At 58.5% G+C, this 15,765-nt stretch carries 14 protein-coding genes and 2 pseudogenes; 7 read left to right on the top strand and 9 right to left on the bottom strand.

From position 1 onward, the window contains the following. Nucleotides 1–6: 6 nt before the first annotated feature. The 4 genes from urtD to urtA all read right to left on the bottom strand — a co-directional run bounded on the left by urtD (nt 7) and on the right by urtA (nt 4,233). On the bottom strand, nt 7–765 hold the full coding sequence (gene urtD, locus GKKCFE_RS08145) for an urea ABC transporter ATP-binding protein UrtD (protein ID WP_445577707.1): 759 nt from the start codon (nt 763–765) through the stop codon (nt 7–9). Further along, nucleotides 762–1,949 carry an urea ABC transporter permease subunit UrtC gene (gene urtC, locus GKKCFE_RS08140; RefSeq protein ID WP_445577706.1) on the bottom strand — a complete coding sequence of 396 codons (1,188 nt, stop codon included), beginning with the start codon at nt 1,947–1,949 and terminating at the stop codon, nt 762–764. The genes urtD and urtC overlap by 4 nt, the downstream gene beginning before the upstream one ends. A gap of 10 nt (nt 1,950–1,959) precedes the next feature. Then, complete coding sequence (urtB, locus tag GKKCFE_RS08135; RefSeq protein ID WP_047229347.1) at nt 1,960–2,877, bottom strand: urea ABC transporter permease subunit UrtB; 918 nt, start codon at nt 2,875–2,877, stop codon at nt 1,960–1,962. Nucleotides 2,878–2,988: 111 nt separating this feature from the next. Next, nucleotides 2,989–4,233, bottom strand: coding sequence for an urea ABC transporter substrate-binding protein (urtA, locus tag GKKCFE_RS08130; RefSeq protein WP_047229346.1), 1,245 nt, complete (start codon nt 4,231–4,233; stop codon nt 2,989–2,991). Nucleotides 4,234–4,553: 320 nt separating this feature from the next. Here urtA and GKKCFE_RS08125 point away from each other — a divergent pair, with 320 nt between their 5' ends. The 3 genes and pseudogenes from GKKCFE_RS08125 to GKKCFE_RS08115 all read left to right on the top strand — a co-directional run. Then, entirely contained in the window at nt 4,554–7,946 is a 3,393-nt protein-coding gene (locus tag GKKCFE_RS08125) for an ATP-binding protein (protein WP_139050671.1), read from the top strand. Beyond that, entirely contained in the window at nt 7,921–8,613 is a 693-nt protein-coding gene (locus GKKCFE_RS08120) for a response regulator (protein ID WP_047229344.1), read from the top strand. The genes GKKCFE_RS08125 and GKKCFE_RS08120 overlap by 26 nt, the downstream gene beginning before the upstream one ends. 275 nt (nt 8,614–8,888) lie before the next feature. After that, a pseudogene (locus GKKCFE_RS08115) lies at nt 8,889–9,206 on the top strand (hypothetical protein); the annotation flags it as partial. A gap of 368 nt (nt 9,207–9,574) precedes the next feature. Here the strand turns inward: GKKCFE_RS08115 and GKKCFE_RS08110 are convergent. After that, entirely contained in the window at nt 9,575–9,964 is a 390-nt protein-coding gene (locus tag GKKCFE_RS08110) for an SMI1/KNR4 family protein (RefSeq protein WP_445577705.1), read from the bottom strand. 107 nt (nt 9,965–10,071) lie between these two features. On the opposite strand from GKKCFE_RS08110, the gene GKKCFE_RS08105 reads away from it, so the two are divergent. Further along, nucleotides 10,072–10,632 (top strand): hypothetical protein, encoded by a 561-nt coding sequence (locus GKKCFE_RS08105; RefSeq protein ID WP_445577704.1) that lies wholly within the window; start codon nt 10,072–10,074, stop codon nt 10,630–10,632. 11 nt (nt 10,633–10,643) lie between these two features. Here GKKCFE_RS08105 and GKKCFE_RS08100 read toward each other — a convergent pair whose 3' ends face one another. Together GKKCFE_RS08100 and GKKCFE_RS08095 are read right to left on the bottom strand one after the other, a co-directional pair. Continuing rightward, nucleotides 10,644–10,946: a hypothetical protein gene (locus tag GKKCFE_RS08100; RefSeq protein WP_445577703.1), complete on the bottom strand. Its 303-nt coding sequence runs from the start codon at nt 10,944–10,946 to the stop codon at nt 10,644–10,646. 69 nt (nt 10,947–11,015) lie between these two features. Beyond that, the gene (locus tag GKKCFE_RS08095; protein WP_445577702.1) at nt 11,016–11,921 is read right to left on the bottom strand and encodes a hypothetical protein; all 906 of its coding nucleotides are present in this window, start codon (nt 11,919–11,921) and stop codon (nt 11,016–11,018) included. 82 nt (nt 11,922–12,003) lie between these two features. Between GKKCFE_RS08095 and GKKCFE_RS08090 the strand changes: the two genes are divergently transcribed. After that, entirely contained in the window at nt 12,004–12,630 is a 627-nt protein-coding gene (locus GKKCFE_RS08090) for a DNA cytosine methyltransferase (protein WP_445578083.1), read from the top strand. Between the two features lie 749 nt (nt 12,631–13,379). Continuing rightward, a pseudogene (locus GKKCFE_RS08085) lies at nt 13,380–13,652 on the top strand (DNA cytosine methyltransferase); the annotation flags it as partial. Here GKKCFE_RS08085 and GKKCFE_RS08080 read toward each other — a convergent pair. After that, nucleotides 13,653–13,874 (bottom strand): hypothetical protein, encoded by a 222-nt coding sequence (locus tag GKKCFE_RS08080; RefSeq protein ID WP_310663212.1) that lies wholly within the window; start codon nt 13,872–13,874, stop codon nt 13,653–13,655. A gap of 208 nt (nt 13,875–14,082) precedes the next feature. Here GKKCFE_RS08080 and GKKCFE_RS08075 point away from each other — a divergent pair, with 208 nt between their 5' ends. Continuing rightward, nucleotides 14,083–15,150 (top strand): DUF4406 domain-containing protein, encoded by a 1,068-nt coding sequence (locus tag GKKCFE_RS08075; protein WP_445577701.1) that lies wholly within the window; start codon nt 14,083–14,085, stop codon nt 15,148–15,150. Here the strand turns inward: GKKCFE_RS08075 and GKKCFE_RS08070 are convergent. Next, on the bottom strand, nt 15,140–15,664 hold the full coding sequence (locus GKKCFE_RS08070; RefSeq protein WP_445577700.1) for a hypothetical protein: 525 nt from the start codon (nt 15,662–15,664) through the stop codon (nt 15,140–15,142). The two genes, GKKCFE_RS08075 and GKKCFE_RS08070, sit on opposite strands and share 11 nt — an antisense overlap. Nucleotides 15,665–15,765 lie beyond the last annotated feature (101 nt).

Genomic DNA, 15,765 nt, shown 5'->3' with positions numbered 1-15,765 from the left:
GCTTCCTCAATGGCCTAAATAGACTTCGATGACTTTCGGGTTGTTCTGCACCGACTCCATGCTGCCCTCGGCCAGGACCTTGCCCTGGTGCAGCACCGTGACCTTATGGGCGATGCTCTTGACGAATTCCATGTCGTGTTCGATCACCAGCACCGAGCGTCCCTGGCTGATGCGCTTGAGCAGTTCTGCGGTCTGGACGCGTTCGTTGACGCTCATCCCGGCGACTGGCTCATCGAGCATCAACAGGTCAGGGTTCTGCATCAGCAGCATGCCGATCTCCAGCCACTGCTTCTGACCGTGGGACAGCAGATCGGCCTGTTGCTGCAACAGCTCACCGAGAAAGATCTCCCGCGCCACCTCTTCAACCCGGGCAATCACTGCGGCACTGCGTTTGAAGAACAACGCGCCCAACACCTTGCGCCCCGCCGGGTAGGACATCTCCAGGTTCTCGAACACCGTGAGGTTTTCGTAGATCGACGGGTTCTGGAATTTGCGCCCGACACCGGCACGGACAATGTTGTACTCGCGCATCTTGGTCAGCTCCTGACCATCGAACTGAATGCTGCCGCTGGTGGCGCGGGTCTTGCCGCAGATCAGGTCGAGCACCGTGGTCTTGCCTGCGCCGTTGGGCCCGATTACCACCCGCACTTCATTGCGGTCGATGTACAGGTTGAGGTTGTCCACGGCCTTGAAACCGTCGAATGACACCGTCAGCCTCTCGATAACCAGCACCGGCTTGTTCATTTGAAAACCCACGGCGGTCATGGCTGCGTCTCCAGCGAAGGACGTTCAGGAGCCGAGGCTGGCGGCGCGGTGCGCGGCGCCTCTGGCAGGGGGTCGGCAACGGCAGCTTGCTGCGAGGGACGCCGCAATAAACGGCCAAGGGTCTGGCGGCCATGGCTGTCCCAGAGTCCGGCCAAGCCATTAGGGAAGTACATGACCACGGCAATGAACAGCCCCCCCATCAGGTACAGCCATAATTCGGGGAACGACTCGGAGAAATAGGTCTTGCCGTAGTTCACCAGCAAGGCCCCATACACCGCGCCGAGCAGCGACATGCGCCCGCCGACAGCGGCAAAGATCACCATCTCGATGGACGGCACGATGCCGACGAACGAAGGCGACATGAAGCCCACCTGCAAGGCGAACATGGCGCCGCCAATGGCCGAGAAGGCAGCGGCGATGCAGAACACGAAAATCTTGAAACTGGCTACGTCATAACCAGAGAAGCGCACCCGTTCCTCTCTATCGCGCATCGCCATCAGCAGCCGCCCGAGCTTCGACGCAAGGACGAAACGGCCGATGAAAATGCAGCCGAACAACAAGGCCGCGTTGATGAAGTACAGCAGCAGCTTGGCGCTGTCGCTGCGCAGGTCCCAGCCGAGCAGAGTCTTGAGATCGGTGATGCCGTTGACCCCGCCGGTCAGGCCCTGCTGGCCGACGATCAGCACCGTGAGAATCAGCGCGATGGCCTGGCTGACGATAGAGAAATAAACATCCCCCACCCGCCGCTTGAACAGCGCCATGCCAATGATGAAGGCCAGCACCACCGGCACCAGGATCACCGCTAGCAGGGTGAAGCTGAAACTGTGGAACGGCACCCAGAGCCACGGCAGTTCGGTGATCTGGTTCCAGTCCATGAAATCCGGAATGCCCGGCGTCGACTGGATTTTGGTGCTCTGCGGGTCGGAGGCTTCGAGCTTGAGAAACATCGCCATGCAGTAGCCGCCGACGCCGAAGAACACCCCTTGCCCGAGGCTGAGAATGCCGCCATAGCCCCAACACAACACCAGGCCGACAGCGACGAAGGCATAGGTCAGGTACTTGCCCACCATGTTCAGGCGAAAGGCATCCAGGGTCAGCGGGAAGACCACGAAGATCAGCAGCGCCAACAGGGCCACGCCCAACAGGTTCTGCTTGCCCGCCAGCATCTTGTCTAAAAGCTTCATTGGCTCGCCTCTACTTGCGCACTTTGATGGAGAACAACCCTTGAGGGCGCAACATCAGGATCAGAATCACCCCGGACAGGGTCAGCACCTTGGCCATCGAACCACTGAGGAAGAACTCCGAAATCGATTGGGTCTGGGCAATGACGAACGCCGACGCAATGGTGCCGAACAGGCTTTGTGCGCCGCCGAAGACCACCACCAGGAAGGTGTCGACGATGTACTGCGAGCCTGCGGTGGGACCGGTGGAGCCGATGGTGGTAAAGGCCGCGCCGGCCACCCCCGCGACACCACAACCGAGGGCAAAGGTCATTCGGTCGACCTTGCGTGTATTGATGCCCACGGCACGGCTCATCAGTCGGTTTTGCACCGTGGCCCGCACTTGCAGGCCCCAGCGTGAGCGGTAGAGCAAGAGAAAAATGGCCCCGGTGAGCAGCAGGGTCAGGGCCATCATGAACAGACCGTTGCGCGGGATCTCGATGGACTCAGTGAAGTTGAACGAGCCCATCAGCCACTCCGGCGGCGTCGCGCTGACTTCACGGGCACCGAACACCGAACGGAAGGTCTGCTGCATCACCAGGGACAGCCCCCAGGTCGCCAGCAATGTGTCCAGTGGACGCTTGTAGAGCCGACTGATCATCGCCCACTCCACCAGCCAGCCGATGGCCCCGGCCATCAGGAACGACAGGGCGATGGCGATGAAAAAATAATAGGGTTGAAACCACGGGGCGAAATGACTGGTCAGGCTCGAGCAGACATAGGTGGTGTAGGCGCCGATCGTGAGGAACTCGCCGTGGGCCATGTTGATGACCCCCATCTGGCCGAAAATGATCGCCAACCCCAATGCCATCAACAGCAGCACGCAGAACACGGACAAGCCGTTGAACCCCTGCATCGCCGCGATGGCACCAAATTCCGATAGCCATTCCATGATGATGGACTCCTGCTTGGAGGGAGGATGTGGAGAAACGATGGAGCTCCATCGCCGGCAAGCCAGCTCCTACAAAGTGTTGGAGTCGGCTTGCCGCGATAGGCCCGGACCTTACTGATAGCCTTTAGGAAACGGATTCGGTTCGATCAGATCGGACTCGTACACCACTTTGAACTGGCCATCGGGTTGCACTTCACCGATGCGGGTCTTGCTCCACAGGTGATGGTTTTCATGCACTTTGACGTAGCCTTCAGGCGCGGTTTTCAACTCGATGCCCGGCGAGGCTGCAACCACTTTGTCGATATCGAAGCTGCCGGCTTTCTCCACCGCAGCCTTCCACAGCCATGGGCCCAGATACGCAGCCTGGGTCACGTCGCCGATCACCGAATCCTTGCCGTACTTGGCCTTGAAAGCGTCGACGAAGGCTTTGTTGTTGGGGTTGTCCAGGCTCTGGAAGTACTTCATCGAGGCGTAGAAGCCGGCCATGTTTTCGCCGCCGATGCCCAGCAATTCATCCTCGGTCACCGACAGGGTGAGCAAGGTCTGCTTGGCCGAATTGACGCCCGCCGCATTGAGTTGTTTGTAGAAGGCCACGTTGGAGCCACCTACCACGGCGGCGAACACAACGTCGGGCTTCTTCAGCTTGACTTTGTTGATCAGCGAGCCGAACTGGGTGTTGCCCAGCGGGTAGTAGTCTTCGCCGACCACGGTGCCGTGCAGCACGTTCTCAATGTGTTTGCGCGCAATCTTCATCGAGGTGCGTGGCCAGATATAGTCCGACCCCACCAGGTAGAAGGTTTTGGCGCCTTTGGTCTTGGCGATCCAGTCGAGGCTGGCGAGGATTTGCTGGGTGGCTTCCTGGCCGGTGTAGATCACGTTCTTCGACTGCTCCAGCCCCTCGTAGAAAGTCGGGTAGTAGAGCAGGCCGTTTTCTTTCTCGAAAATCGGCAGCACAGCCTTGCGCGAGGCCGAGGTCCAGCAACCGAACACCGTTGCCACCTTGTCGTTGACCAAAAGCTTCTTGGCCTTCTCGGCGAAGGTCGGCCAGTCGGAGGCGCCGTCTTCCTGGATCACCTTGATCTGCCGACCGAGGATGCCGCCTGAAGCGTTGATCTGCTCGATGGCCAGGCGTTCGGCCTGGATCGAGCCGGTCTCGGAAATTGCCATGGTGCCGGTGGCCGAGTGCAACTGGCCGACCGTGACTTCAGTGGCGGTCACCGCCAGGCCGGTGCTGTTGGCCTCGTCCGCCCATACACCCTGGCTGAACACACTGGCAGCCAATAACGACAGGGCCGCCGCCCCCAGAGCCAGGCGGCGCGGCAACAGGCCTTTAGTGCGGATCAATCGTGGTTCCATGCTGCTACTCCTCTGCGGTGACGCTGACAGCTCGCCTTGGGGCGGCCGGCAACGGTGGTGGCATCAGCATGGCGGCGCGGATCGGTGACGGGTATACGCAGCCTGACGTAAGCGCATACGTCATTTGACGTAGGGAAAAATGCACCAAGGCGGCGCAGGCTATCGCCCCAGGCCCCGCCTGAACGGCATTGCGCGGACGCGCGCGCAGGCAACAGCTGGCGCGGCAAGACGGCGTGGTGCAGGGCATGAAAATTGCTCGGCTATCCGCCACGGGCACACCCGACAGGCACGGAGCGCCTTGACCCCAGGAGTCTTTCGCCGTGCTTCCACCTGGCACCCAGCGCATCGCCAAGATCCGTCGCGACTACAACAGTTGGGTCGCCGACGAAACCATGGAAGACTACGCCCTGCGTTACACACCAAAGTCCTTTCGCAAGTGGTCGGAGCTACGCATTGCCAACACCGCTTTGGGCGCGGTGTCGTTCCTGGCCCTGGAGGCGATTGGCGGGGTACTGGCCCTGAGCTACGGCTTCACCAACACCTTCTGGGCGATCCTCGCCGTGAGCCTGATCATCTTCCTCACCGGACTGCCCGTCAGCTACTACGCCGCCCGCTACGGCGTCGATATGGACCTGTTGACCCGCGGTGCCGGCTTCGGCTACATCGGCTCGACCATCACCTCGCTGATCTACGCCAGCTTCACCTTTCTGTTCTTCGCCCTGGAAGCAGCGATCATGGCCCTGGCCTTGGAGCTGTACTTCCATATCCCATTGGCCTTTGCCTATGTGATCTGCTCCGTGCTGGTGATCCCCCTGGTGGCCTATGGGGTGACCCTGATCAGCCGCCTGCAACTCTGGACCCAGCCATTGTGGCTGGTGCTGCTGGTGCTGCCCTATCTGTTTGTGCTGCTGAAAAACCCCGAGGCCTTCAGCGACTGGACCAGTTTCCGGGGCCGTGATGCCAGCGGCGACTTCAATCTGCTGGCGTTTTGCGCAGCCTGTACCGTGGCCCTATCCCTGGTGACGCAGATCGGCGAACAGGTCGACTACCTGCGCTTCCTGCCGGAAAAAACCGCGGCCAACCGTAAGCGCTGGTGGGCCGCCCTGCTCTGCGCCGGCCCCGGCTGGATCCTGCCCGGCGCCCTGAAAATGTTCGCTGGCGCCTTCCTGGCGTTTCTCGCTCTGCAACACGAGATCCCCATCGAGCGCGCTACGGAACCGACCCAGATGTACCTGGTGGCCTTCGGTTATGTGTTCGCCTCGCCGGAATGGGCCCTGGCGGCCATGGTGCTGTTCGTCTTCGTCTCGCAGATGAAGATCAACCTGACCAACGCCTACGCCGGCTCCCTGGCTTGGTCGAACTTTTTCGCCCGGGTCACCCACAGTCACCCCGGCCGCGTAGTTTGGCTGGTGTTCAATGTGGCCATTGCCCTGATGCTGATGGAGTTGGGGGTATTCGACGTCATCGACCAGGTGCTCGGTCTCTACGCCAACATCGCCATCGCCTGGATCGGCTCGGTGGTCGCCGACCTGGTGATCAACAAACCCTTGGGGTTGTCACCGAAATACATCGAGTTCAAGCGCGCTCACCTCTACGACATCAACCCGGTGGGCGTCGGCTCCATGCTGATTGCCTCGCTGCTGTCGGTCCTCGCCCACTTCGGTCTATTTGGTGCACTGGCCCAGGCCGCTCCACCCTTCGTCGCCCTCGGCACCTCGCTGGTCATGACCCCGCTGCTGGCCTGGGCCACCCGTAGCCGCTATTACATCGCCCGCACCAGCGATCCGTTACTGCTGCAACCGGTAGCTGCGAGCACGCAGATCACCTGCGGCCTGTGCAGCAACCCATTCGAAACCGCCGACATGGCTTTCTGTCCGGCCTACAGCACGCCCATCTGCTCGCTTTGCTGTTCGCTGGACGCGCGTTGCGGCGATCGCTGCAAACCCCACGGGCGTCTGTCGGCGCAATTCGAAGCGCTGTTGCATTGGTTGTTGCCCAATGCCACGGTGCCACGCCTGCACACCCGGCTAGTCCATTACCTGGGCCTGCTGCTCGCGCTGATCCTGATGCTCAGCGGCGCTCTGGCGCTGATCTATGGCCAAGCCTCCCAGGGGCTGCCCCACTCGCCGCAAGCCCAGGCGACGCTGTACCAGGCATTTTTCCAGGCCTTCCTGACGCTCTCGGTACTGGCGGCCATCCTCGCCTGGTGGGTGGTTCTGACGCGGGAAAGCCGCCGCGTGGCCCAGGAAGAATCGGACCGCCAGACCCTGCTGCTGATGCAGGAAATCGAAGCCCACCGCTTGACCGACCAGGCCCTGCAAGATGCCAAGGAGGCTTCCGAGGCGGCCAACGCGGCCAAGAGTCGCTACGTCACCGGACTGTCCCACGAACTGCGTACGCCGTTGAACAGCATCCTCGGTTTTACCCAGATCCTGCAGCGCGATGCGGCCATGCCGGAGCAGCATCAGGATGCCCTGGCGACCATCCTGCGCAGCGGCTCTCACCTGCTGTCGCTGATCGACGGCCTGCTCGATGTAGCCAAGATCGAGGCCGGCAAATTGCGCCTGGAACCGACGGAAATCCCCTTCCCGGAACTGATCCACGATCTGGAGCTGATGTTCACCCCACAAGCCCGGGACAAAGGGTTGCGCTTTCGCCTGGAGCTGATCGGCAAGATACCGGCGGTAGTGCGGGGCGACGAAAAGCGCGTCCGACAGATCCTCATTAACCTGTTGGGCAATGCGGTCAACTTCACCGACAGCGGCGAGGTCTGCCTGCGGGTCAGTTACATGCGCGAGACGGCAACCTTCGACATCATCGACACGGGTATCGGCATCGACCCCGAGCACATCGAGCGAATCTTCCAGCCTTTCGAGCGCGGTGATCTGATGCGCCAGGACAAGGGCGTTGGCCTGGGCCTGACCATTACCCGCATGCTCACCTCGCTGATGGGCGGCGAGTTGCAGGTCAAGAGTCAGCAGGACAAGGGCACCTGTTTCCAGGTGCGCCTGTTTCTCTCGCAAGTACGGGTGCCGCAAGCGGTAATCCATGTCGAACACGACATCATCGGCTACCAGGGGCCGCGGCGTCTGGTGCTGGTAGTGGACGACCATGTGGACCATCGCAAGGTCCTCAGCGGCATGCTTACGCCCCTGGGCTTTGAAGTGATCCAGGCCAGCAACGGCCAGGAAGCGATTCGCCAGGTCGCCCTGCGGGGGCCGGACCTGATCCTCATGGACCTGTCGATGCCGACGATGGATGGCTGGGAAACCAGCCGACTGATCCGCCGCAATGCGTTGTCCACAGCACCGATCATCGTGATATCGGCCAATGCCTTTAACGACGAGCGCGAGCGCAGCCTGGCCAGTGCCTGCAACGACTACCTTGCCAAGCCGGTAAACACCCCGGAGCTGCTCGAACGGATCCAGCAGCAACTCGACCTGCACTGGCTGCGCCGCGAAAAACCAGCCCCTGCGACATTCCCCGAACCGGGGGTATTGCCCTCACAGCCTGACCTCATCGCCCTCGGCGAACTCAGCGCCATTGGCTACGTACGCGGTCTGCACGAAAAACTTGACGCCATCCAGGCCGAGACGCCAGCCACCGCCCCTTTCATCAGTTCTCTACGCAAGCTGCTGAAAAACTTTCGCCTGGACGAAATCAACCGCGCCCTCAAGGAGGCAGAAGATGAATGTATTGACCACAGTCGCTGAACCCGGTGTCGTGCTGATTGTGGACGACACCCCGGACAACCTCGCCATGCTCTCCGACGCCCTCAACGATGCCGGCTACATGGTGCTGGTGGCCCTCGACGGGCTCAGCGCCCTGAACCGCATCGAACGCCGGCGTCCGGACCTGATCCTGCTGGATGCGATGATGCCGGGCCTGGACGGTTTCGAGACCTGCCGGCGGATCAAGGAGCAACCGGCCAACGCCGATATTCCGGTGCTGTTCATGACCGCGCTGACGGAAAGCAGGCATGTGGTCCAGGGCTTTGAAGTCGGTGGCAGCGACTACGTGACCAAGCCGATCCAGACCGACGAAGTGCTGGCCCGGGTCGCCGCACACCTGCGCACCTCGCGCATCCTGCTGTCGGCCCGAGCGGCGTCACAGCCAGCCGCGCCGAGCCTGGACGACGAGCCGGCGCAGAGGGTGCTGTCGGCACGCTTTCAGCTCACCGGTCGGGAAGTCGAGGTTCTGCGCTGGGTGGCCTGCGGCAAGACCAACCGCGACATCGGCACCATTCTTGATCTGAGCCCACGCACCGTGAACAAACATCTGGAGCATGTGTATGTGAAGTTAGGTGTAGAAACGCGCACAGCAGCGACCTCCGTGGCCTTGTCGGCCATGACCGATTCTCGCAACAGTGTTTCAAGGTAAGCCGCGATAACCAGACGTATTGTTGGATCTATTCCCGGCTGCATCCGGCAATGGTCACAGTAGCGCCGCAGGGCTTCAGCATCGAAGCCCTTGTCAGCAAAAAAACAGCGACAGCGCCGAGCTCGGGCATCTGATCGAGGCTGCGAATACGGTATCCGCAGCCGAAGAAGTACCGCATCCCAAACTGGAACATAAACGACGAGAAAGGGCTTGGGGTCCGCGTTTGGGCTACGTTCGTGGGCGAAGACTCTCCCCGCGAACCGACCACCTTGATGATGGCGAAGACCGGGGCAGAACGATCGGCCAAAGCAGCAGCAAAGCGAATCCAGTACGACGAGAAGGAATTGCGGCACCGCTGCCGGCTCGGCACTCGGCAGACCTTGGAAACGCTCATGGACTGGACCGACGACACCGAACAAGCATCAGTGATTGAAGCGTCTTTGAGGTATGTGCACTCGCTCGGGCAGGAAGGCGCACGAAAGGCATTGAATCAACGCCACAAGATAGAGATTAGCGAAAACGTGGCGCGAGAATTTCACAATCAAAGCCTGATGGAAATTCGTAAGGACCCAGGCGACGAGATCATTGCCCCCCGTCTAGTCAGCTTCGGCCTCACGAATCCTAGCAGCCCATGCGCCAAACAAGTCAGCCAACCCCAGAACATCTTGCTTGCTCATGGTCAATGTCGGATGGAACTTCCCCGTCGACCATTTGGCTTGAATGTCGCACGTAAATTCCTGGCTCAAGGGATCGCGAGTTTCGAAAAAGTCGATAACGCGATTCTTGTGTTTCTTGTCACTGAGGTCGATTGAGATGTATTCATACGTCTCTCCAAAGTGATCATGTTTTCCCTTTTCTATCATACAGCACCACCAATCTCTATATCCCGGCCCCATGCCGGGCAAAACACAAATAACCCAATCCAAACCAAATTGCCACCATTGGTCACGGAGAGCGGCACCTAGCCGATTAGAGCTATAAATTCAGCGAAGCTGTTGGCCACCGTCTGCATGCTCCCGTCCGGGTCTACACCGTCGAAGGTAACTATCTGCCAAGGAGCTTCCCCTCGTAGGTTAAAAGCAAACAGCTGACTCCCGCCATCGCTCCCAAAAACAAATAGCTCAGGGGCAGTTGCTGCAAATATGCCAATTTGCGAAGAATCCGATGCCGTCTCAGCTGGATCAAGACAAAAATTGAAGAAAGGATCGGGAAGCGGGCACTCCCCACCGTTGCTGTATTCCAACAATTGGTAGTACTCGAAGGGCAGCTCCCGGGGCGCTGCAGCGTGGAGGGATTCCAAAGCCCGAGGAGAGGCCCCCGTGTTACCGATCCAGCTTGGGTTGATTGTCACTAAGGCCTCCTTGTTTTGGCACCATGCCAGCACACACCGTAATACCCCAACCCAAACCAAATTGCCACCACCGGTCACGGAGGGCGGCGCCTGACTGGAGATAATCCATGAGCAACTACATGTACAAGACGACAGCGCCAGAAGTTGTTGCCGCTGTCATCGCTTGGGATGCCAAGCGCTCGGCTTGGAATACTCAGCGAGCCAAGCTTGGCCAGGTGTTCGGCGGCGAGACCTCGCCAATGCGCTCGGGCAGTCTCAGCTATGTCGGGGGCGTGAAGCTCAGTGCAAGCCGCGAGCTTGATGTGCACTGGTGCCGCCCTGACCAATGCGGCTATCGCGCGCTACGCTCCAGCGCCAAGCCGGCCAAGGGCACATCCAAAGAAGAGCGCGCAGCCCAGGTGGCCGAGCATGAGCGATTGAGCGCGCTGTGGAAAGAGCATTGCCCGGCGAACATCGATCAGGATGAGGCGTGGGAAGCGATGGGCCTGAACCCGGGAGCTCTGTGGCTGGGCGGTAGCGTGTTCTTCGAGCTGGATGGCGCGGTGTATTTGAACCTGGGCATTCGCCTTGAGGATGGCGTCGAGCAGATTGAAGGCGCCGCCGAGATCCTCGGCAGCGAGTTTGAAGCGGCGCGCCAGTCAGTGCTTGGTCAGCGCAAAGCGGCCTGACATGCCTTCACCTATTGCGCTGAACCTCGCAACGCTGCATCCCTTGATGCCGAGACTGATTTGTAAAGCGCCCAAATATTGCAAAGAAGCCGTTTCAACCCCTCTTCGGAAATCTTGCCGGAGCGAAGCTGCTTTCCGAAACCTTCGATCTGGCCGAAGTTAGACGCCTCAAGGTGCTCTGGGAAGTCCCTAGCCTTGAGCGGCCCAAGCTCACGCATCGCGCTCTCAGCCCTGTCGCGCTCCGTTCCTGTGTGTGTAATGAAGGCCTCAACGGCGTTTTGCAGCAAGTAATACTTCTCGTGAAGACCGTTCATAACTCTGCCTTTTTTTGAAATTTCAAGCCGAACACAAATACCCCACTTCAACGAATCACACCAGACTCTTTATCGGCGCTTCATTTCTGTTCGTGCGGTAATCTCCGGAACGCTATCAGATGGAGAAATGATCGTACCGATCTGCACCCTTTCATCGTCTTTGTAAAATTTTCTGGAAAGGCTAGCTATTGACTCTCCAGTACGCTTGCTTTCTTGAATCATATTGTAAATATCATCGCCGCTTATTGAGCCTTGATTGGATGTAATCATTGTTGAGAAGCCAAAACCGGCTTGCTCCTCACTCTCAGAAACTGTTGCATGTTCAATGATAAGTTCGGGATCAACCTGCATGGCATCAGCCATTCCCGCACCGTGCGTACCGAATCCGAAGTTAAACCCTTCCTCGTCCCGCAGACTAAAGGCGAATAAATCCTGCCCATTGAACGGCAAGTGATAATCATTGAAATTTATAAATTGCCTACCATCGATCCGCATTTGAAAGTGGTAATGGGGAAAGTTAGAGTGGCTTCCACCGTGCCCAGCAAGATCGTTAGCCGAGCAATCAAATGTCCACTCAATATTCTTCCAGCGGATCGTCGAGCTTAAAATCTTCCCTTCTGGCGCCTCCTCAGCAAGATCGTTTATGTTGGCGAGAAGCCTCTCCTCATTTGCACACCATCGCAAATAGGCAGCAATTTGGTGATACCCGAATTTTTCAGCGATCAACTTTATATCTTTAGGCTTAAATTTTCCCTGTCTAAGCAGCCAATGCAAGCACGGGGCATCTTTGCTGACAGTCTTGAAATCTTTACCACACAGATAACACTTTCCTAGACGATATCCTTGCTTAAAAAAAACGTGTTGAATGCGATGTTCTTCATCATCACGCCGCTGCCAACTTTGCCGATCTTCCTCACTCATTGAAGCAAAATGTTTTTTTGCTTTTTCTACTGCACCATCTAAATCAGTCGTCATTTCTAGCTCCTTGAGAGATCGGCGTAACTCCATTCACAAATACCCCACTTCTACGAATCACGCCAGCCGGCGAGGATCCCCTATGCCTAACATCACCTACGGCTCTGTGTGCAGCGGCATCGAAGCCGCCACACAGGCCTGGCACCCGCTGGGCATGCGCGCCACCTGGTTCGCCGAGATCGAGCCGTTTCCCTCGGCGGTCCTGGCGCACCACTGCCCCGACACGCCGAACCTCGGCGACATGACCCGACTGGCCGCCCTGGTGCTGGCCGGCAAGATCGCGGCGCCCGACGTGCTGGTCGGCGGCACGCCCTGCCAGGCATTCAGCGTGGCCGGCATGCGCGAAGGCCTGGCCGATCCCCGCGGCGCCCTCACCATCAAATACGTGGAGCTCGCAGATGCAACTGACCATGTTCGCGCCAGCAACCGAAAGCCGCCCTGCATCGTTGTCTGGGAGAACGTCCCCGGCGTCCTCAGTGACAAAGGCAACGCCTTCGGATGCTTTCTTGGCGCGCTTGCTGGGGAAGACTGCGAATTGCAGCCTTCAGGGAAGAAATGGCCGAACGCTGGTTGTGTGTATGGACCCAAAAGAACAATCGCGTGGCGGGTACTGGACGCCCAATATTTCGGAACTGGCCCAACGACGCCGTCGTGTGTTCGTTGTCGCAAGTGCTCGAGACGGATTCGATCCCACCGAGGTACTTTTTGAGCGAGAAGGCCTGCGCCGGGATACTGCGCCGCGCCGAGGCCAGGGGCAAGACGTTACCGGAACAGCTCCTTTCGGCCCTGCGCTCCAGTGCGGATGCGGACACATCTTCGGCGAAGAGCTCGGACCGTACGGCTGCGTGAACTGCGAGGGCGACGAAGGCCCAGCGGTGAGCATGTTCGGCGGCATCCCGGCATTCGGCGGCCACAGCTTGGACGGATCGATCGAGCGCGCTGCCACGCTCACCGCCAAGGACAGCCGACTGGATATCGAAAGCGAGACGTTCTTTGTTGTGCCGACACTCGCCGGCGGCGCTCGCAAGTCTGGTGGCTACAGCTATGACGACGTGCCATGTGTTGCAGCAACACTCGACGCCAGTTATGGAAGGCTTCAAGGATGCTCGGGCCAGGACGCCAACCACGGGCACAGCCACCTGGTGGTGCAAGGCACGCAAGACCCGTGCGTCCTGGCGGATCAAGCTCATGCTCTCGGACGCAACAACGGGCAGGAGACGCTGTTTCGCTATCCAGGCTGGTGCTACCCGGGCAAATCCCCTGAGCGGCCTGGACGGTGCCGGTGTGCAAGAGGGCCTGGCTTACATAATCGAAGCGCGCTCAGAGGTACAGATGATTGCGGCGTTCGCTGAAAACTCCAGGGCAGAGCTTCGCTACGAAGATGGTGATGGCGGCATCACTGGTTCGTTAAGCGGTGGTGGTGGAAAAGCAGGACAAGAAATGCCGGCGGCGCAGATTGGGTCAGTGGTTCGGCGGCTCACGCCAAGGGAATGCGAACGCCTACAGGGCATGCCCGACGATTACACCCTGACCCCGTACGGGCGTTCGATTCGCCCAGAGAAGCTGGACGCTGACTACGCGAAGTACCTGATGCGTGGCGGCCGCATGACTTTCGAACAATGTCTGCGAGCCGCTGCCGACGGGCCGCGCTACAAGGCCATCGGCAACAGTAAGGCGGTCACCGGCGGTCACTGGATCGGTCGGCGGATACTGGAACAGATTGCGAACTGATCAGCGCGATCCACCTTCAAAGCTACCGGGGAGAAACGGCCACCCACCGCGCTTTTTCTTTCCCGACTTTTCTTTGTTGGCAGCGATCCTTTCACGCTCAAAGCGCTCATACAGCTTGGGCTGATACTCGACAGGAGTCGCCTCAAGCAGTTCCTTCAGATCATTGAACTGGTGCTTCTTGTTTCGCCTTTCTGATCGAGTCGGGCGCGTCTTCTGTTCCATGCGGAGGCTCCTTTTCTGCAAACGTAGATCATCTCTTATCAAACCTCCACCCTCCACCCTCCACCGCCCGGGCATGCCTCGGCATAGAACGTCCATGTCCGCAGAGACCTCCTAGGCGTGCTTACCTACGCACTCCGATCCATATATTTGCTCCTGAATCAGCCAAGTTAGTCCAAAACTCTGCCCAACCCATTGCCGGCCATAACGTTTGAGCACCCTGGCGTACTTCACCGAAGTGCCATCAGCAAGCTGCATTTCTGCAATTGTGATCTTCATACAAACCTCCGATTGCCCACCGAAATGGCGGGCTGAACTCCTTTTACCCGGACATTACGTTCTTATGCACACCGAGGTGTATTTCATGCCAACAGAAAACAAACAGGCCGAGCCGCTGAGCATTGAGCGGTCGACAGTCACGAAGCTGGTTATCACCGGTGCGCAGGGCCTGGATCCGATCACGGTGTTCCTGGAAGACCTGGCTCCACGCAAGGGCAAAATCACCGTCAGTTGCTGGGACAAGAGCTGGCACGCCTACTGGGGCGGAATGTGGGATGGGCACACCCTCGCTCAGTTCTTTTGCCGGCTGGATGAGCACTACATCATCGGCTACTTCTCGCCCAGCATGGGCGCGATGCGCTTTTCTAACGACGCCCTGATGAAGCTTGCGAGAAAGGCAGTCGTTGACCGGCGACGCATGCGCAAGGGCTATTGGGAGTTCGGCGATAGCCTTGACAGTGAAAACGCTCGCGATCTCTTCGACCAGATCGACGACCTGCGCAACATCGAATCGATCACGAACGCGCACCAGCACGGCGAGCTGTTGACCGAGCTGTTCGGCGCGGACTGGTGGCACGTGGTGGACGACAAGGCGATTGAGCCTATCCCGCTTGGAACTACCTGTGTCGGATCATCGCGGTCGTACAAGAGGCTCTGGGCCATCAACAACAGCAGGTGGCGGCATGAAGCGCATCTACCTCAGCGGTCCCATGACCAACATGCTGGACCTGAACTTCCCCCTCTTCCACATCACTGCAGCCAGCCTGCGCGAGGCCGGGCACATCGTCGTCAACCCCGCCGAATTCACCCTGACCCAGGCACTTGGAGCGAATGCATGCGCCACGACATCAAGGCGCTGATGGACTGCGACACCGTGGCCACCCTGCCCGGCTGGCAGGATTCCCGCGGCGCCAGCCTCGAAGTGCACATCGGCAAAGAGCTCGGCATGAAGATTGTGAATGCCCATGATCTGGTACTCAGCCACGCCATTAGGTTATGACATACTCTGACTCTTCTTTGACCTCAAGACGCCAACTACTGTTACTCGAACAGTGATGCAACATCAAATAAATCATAATTGCTGAAAACATGAAACGCCTTCTTGGATTATTTATAACAAACTCATCAAATGAATCACACAACACCAGCTTATTACAAAGATAAGCTACATCATCATGTAAAAAGCTCAGATCGAGAAATGCACCATGCGCAAACTTATTCCTAACCTTTACTAATAGCGAAAAATCCGCCCGCTCTTTTTCAGACAAAACCCCAAGCAAAAAAGCATTGGTTATGGTTACTGAAAGTCGACCAAGAGGCGCTAGATTTCTAAACTCATCATTTGAGCAATTGGGCAAGCGGCTTTTTATAGCCTGAATAAGGAGATCTTCCAAAGTACACAGCACAAGAACTGCACACCCCCTATCCGATTCACGCTCGAACTCTGCCATATATTTATTGAGCTTTTCGCGATCACTTCCAAATACCATACAAGCTCCAATTGATCTAGCCATTCCAAACCTCATCCTACGCCAACTCACAGATAACAGTCAGCCGCTAGCGTCAAGGACAGGTATTGCCAGATGAAAGCACTTCAATTCGCCAGCCCTGGCCT

This window comes from Pseudomonas sp. E141, from assembly GCF_052659885.1.
This window is presented reverse-complemented; position numbering and strand designations above follow the sequence as displayed.

What these genes read in the sequence shown, in the direction of transcription:
- urtD (WP_445577707.1), bottom strand. Translation starts at nt 765, where the DNA reads ATGACCGCCGTGGGTTTTCAAATGAACAAGCCGGTGCTGGTTATCGAG.
- urtC (WP_445577706.1), bottom strand. Translation starts at nt 1,949, where the DNA reads ATGAAGCTTTTAGACAAGATGCTGGCGGGCAAGCAGAACCTGTTGGGC.
- urtB (WP_047229347.1), bottom strand. Translation starts at nt 2,877, where the DNA reads ATGGAATGGCTATCGGAATTTGGTGCCATCGCGGCGATGCAGGGGTTC.
- urtA (WP_047229346.1), bottom strand. Translation starts at nt 4,233, where the DNA reads ATGGAACCACGATTGATCCGCACTAAAGGCCTGTTGCCGCGCCGCCTG.
- GKKCFE_RS08120 (WP_047229344.1), top strand. Translation starts at nt 7,921, where the DNA reads ATGAATGTATTGACCACAGTCGCTGAACCCGGTGTCGTGCTGATTGTG.
- GKKCFE_RS08105 (WP_445577704.1), top strand. Translation starts at nt 10,072, where the DNA reads ATGAGCAACTACATGTACAAGACGACAGCGCCAGAAGTTGTTGCCGCT.
- GKKCFE_RS08100 (WP_445577703.1), bottom strand. Translation starts at nt 10,946, where the DNA reads ATGAACGGTCTTCACGAGAAGTATTACTTGCTGCAAAACGCCGTTGAG.
- GKKCFE_RS08095 (WP_445577702.1), bottom strand. Translation starts at nt 11,921, where the DNA reads ATGACGACTGATTTAGATGGTGCAGTAGAAAAAGCAAAAAAACATTTT.
- GKKCFE_RS08090 (WP_445578083.1), top strand. Translation starts at nt 12,004, where the DNA reads ATGCCTAACATCACCTACGGCTCTGTGTGCAGCGGCATCGAAGCCGCC.
- GKKCFE_RS08080 (WP_310663212.1), bottom strand. Translation starts at nt 13,874, where the DNA reads ATGGAACAGAAGACGCGCCCGACTCGATCAGAAAGGCGAAACAAGAAG.
- GKKCFE_RS08070 (WP_445577700.1), bottom strand. Translation starts at nt 15,664, where the DNA reads ATGGCTAGATCAATTGGAGCTTGTATGGTATTTGGAAGTGATCGCGAA.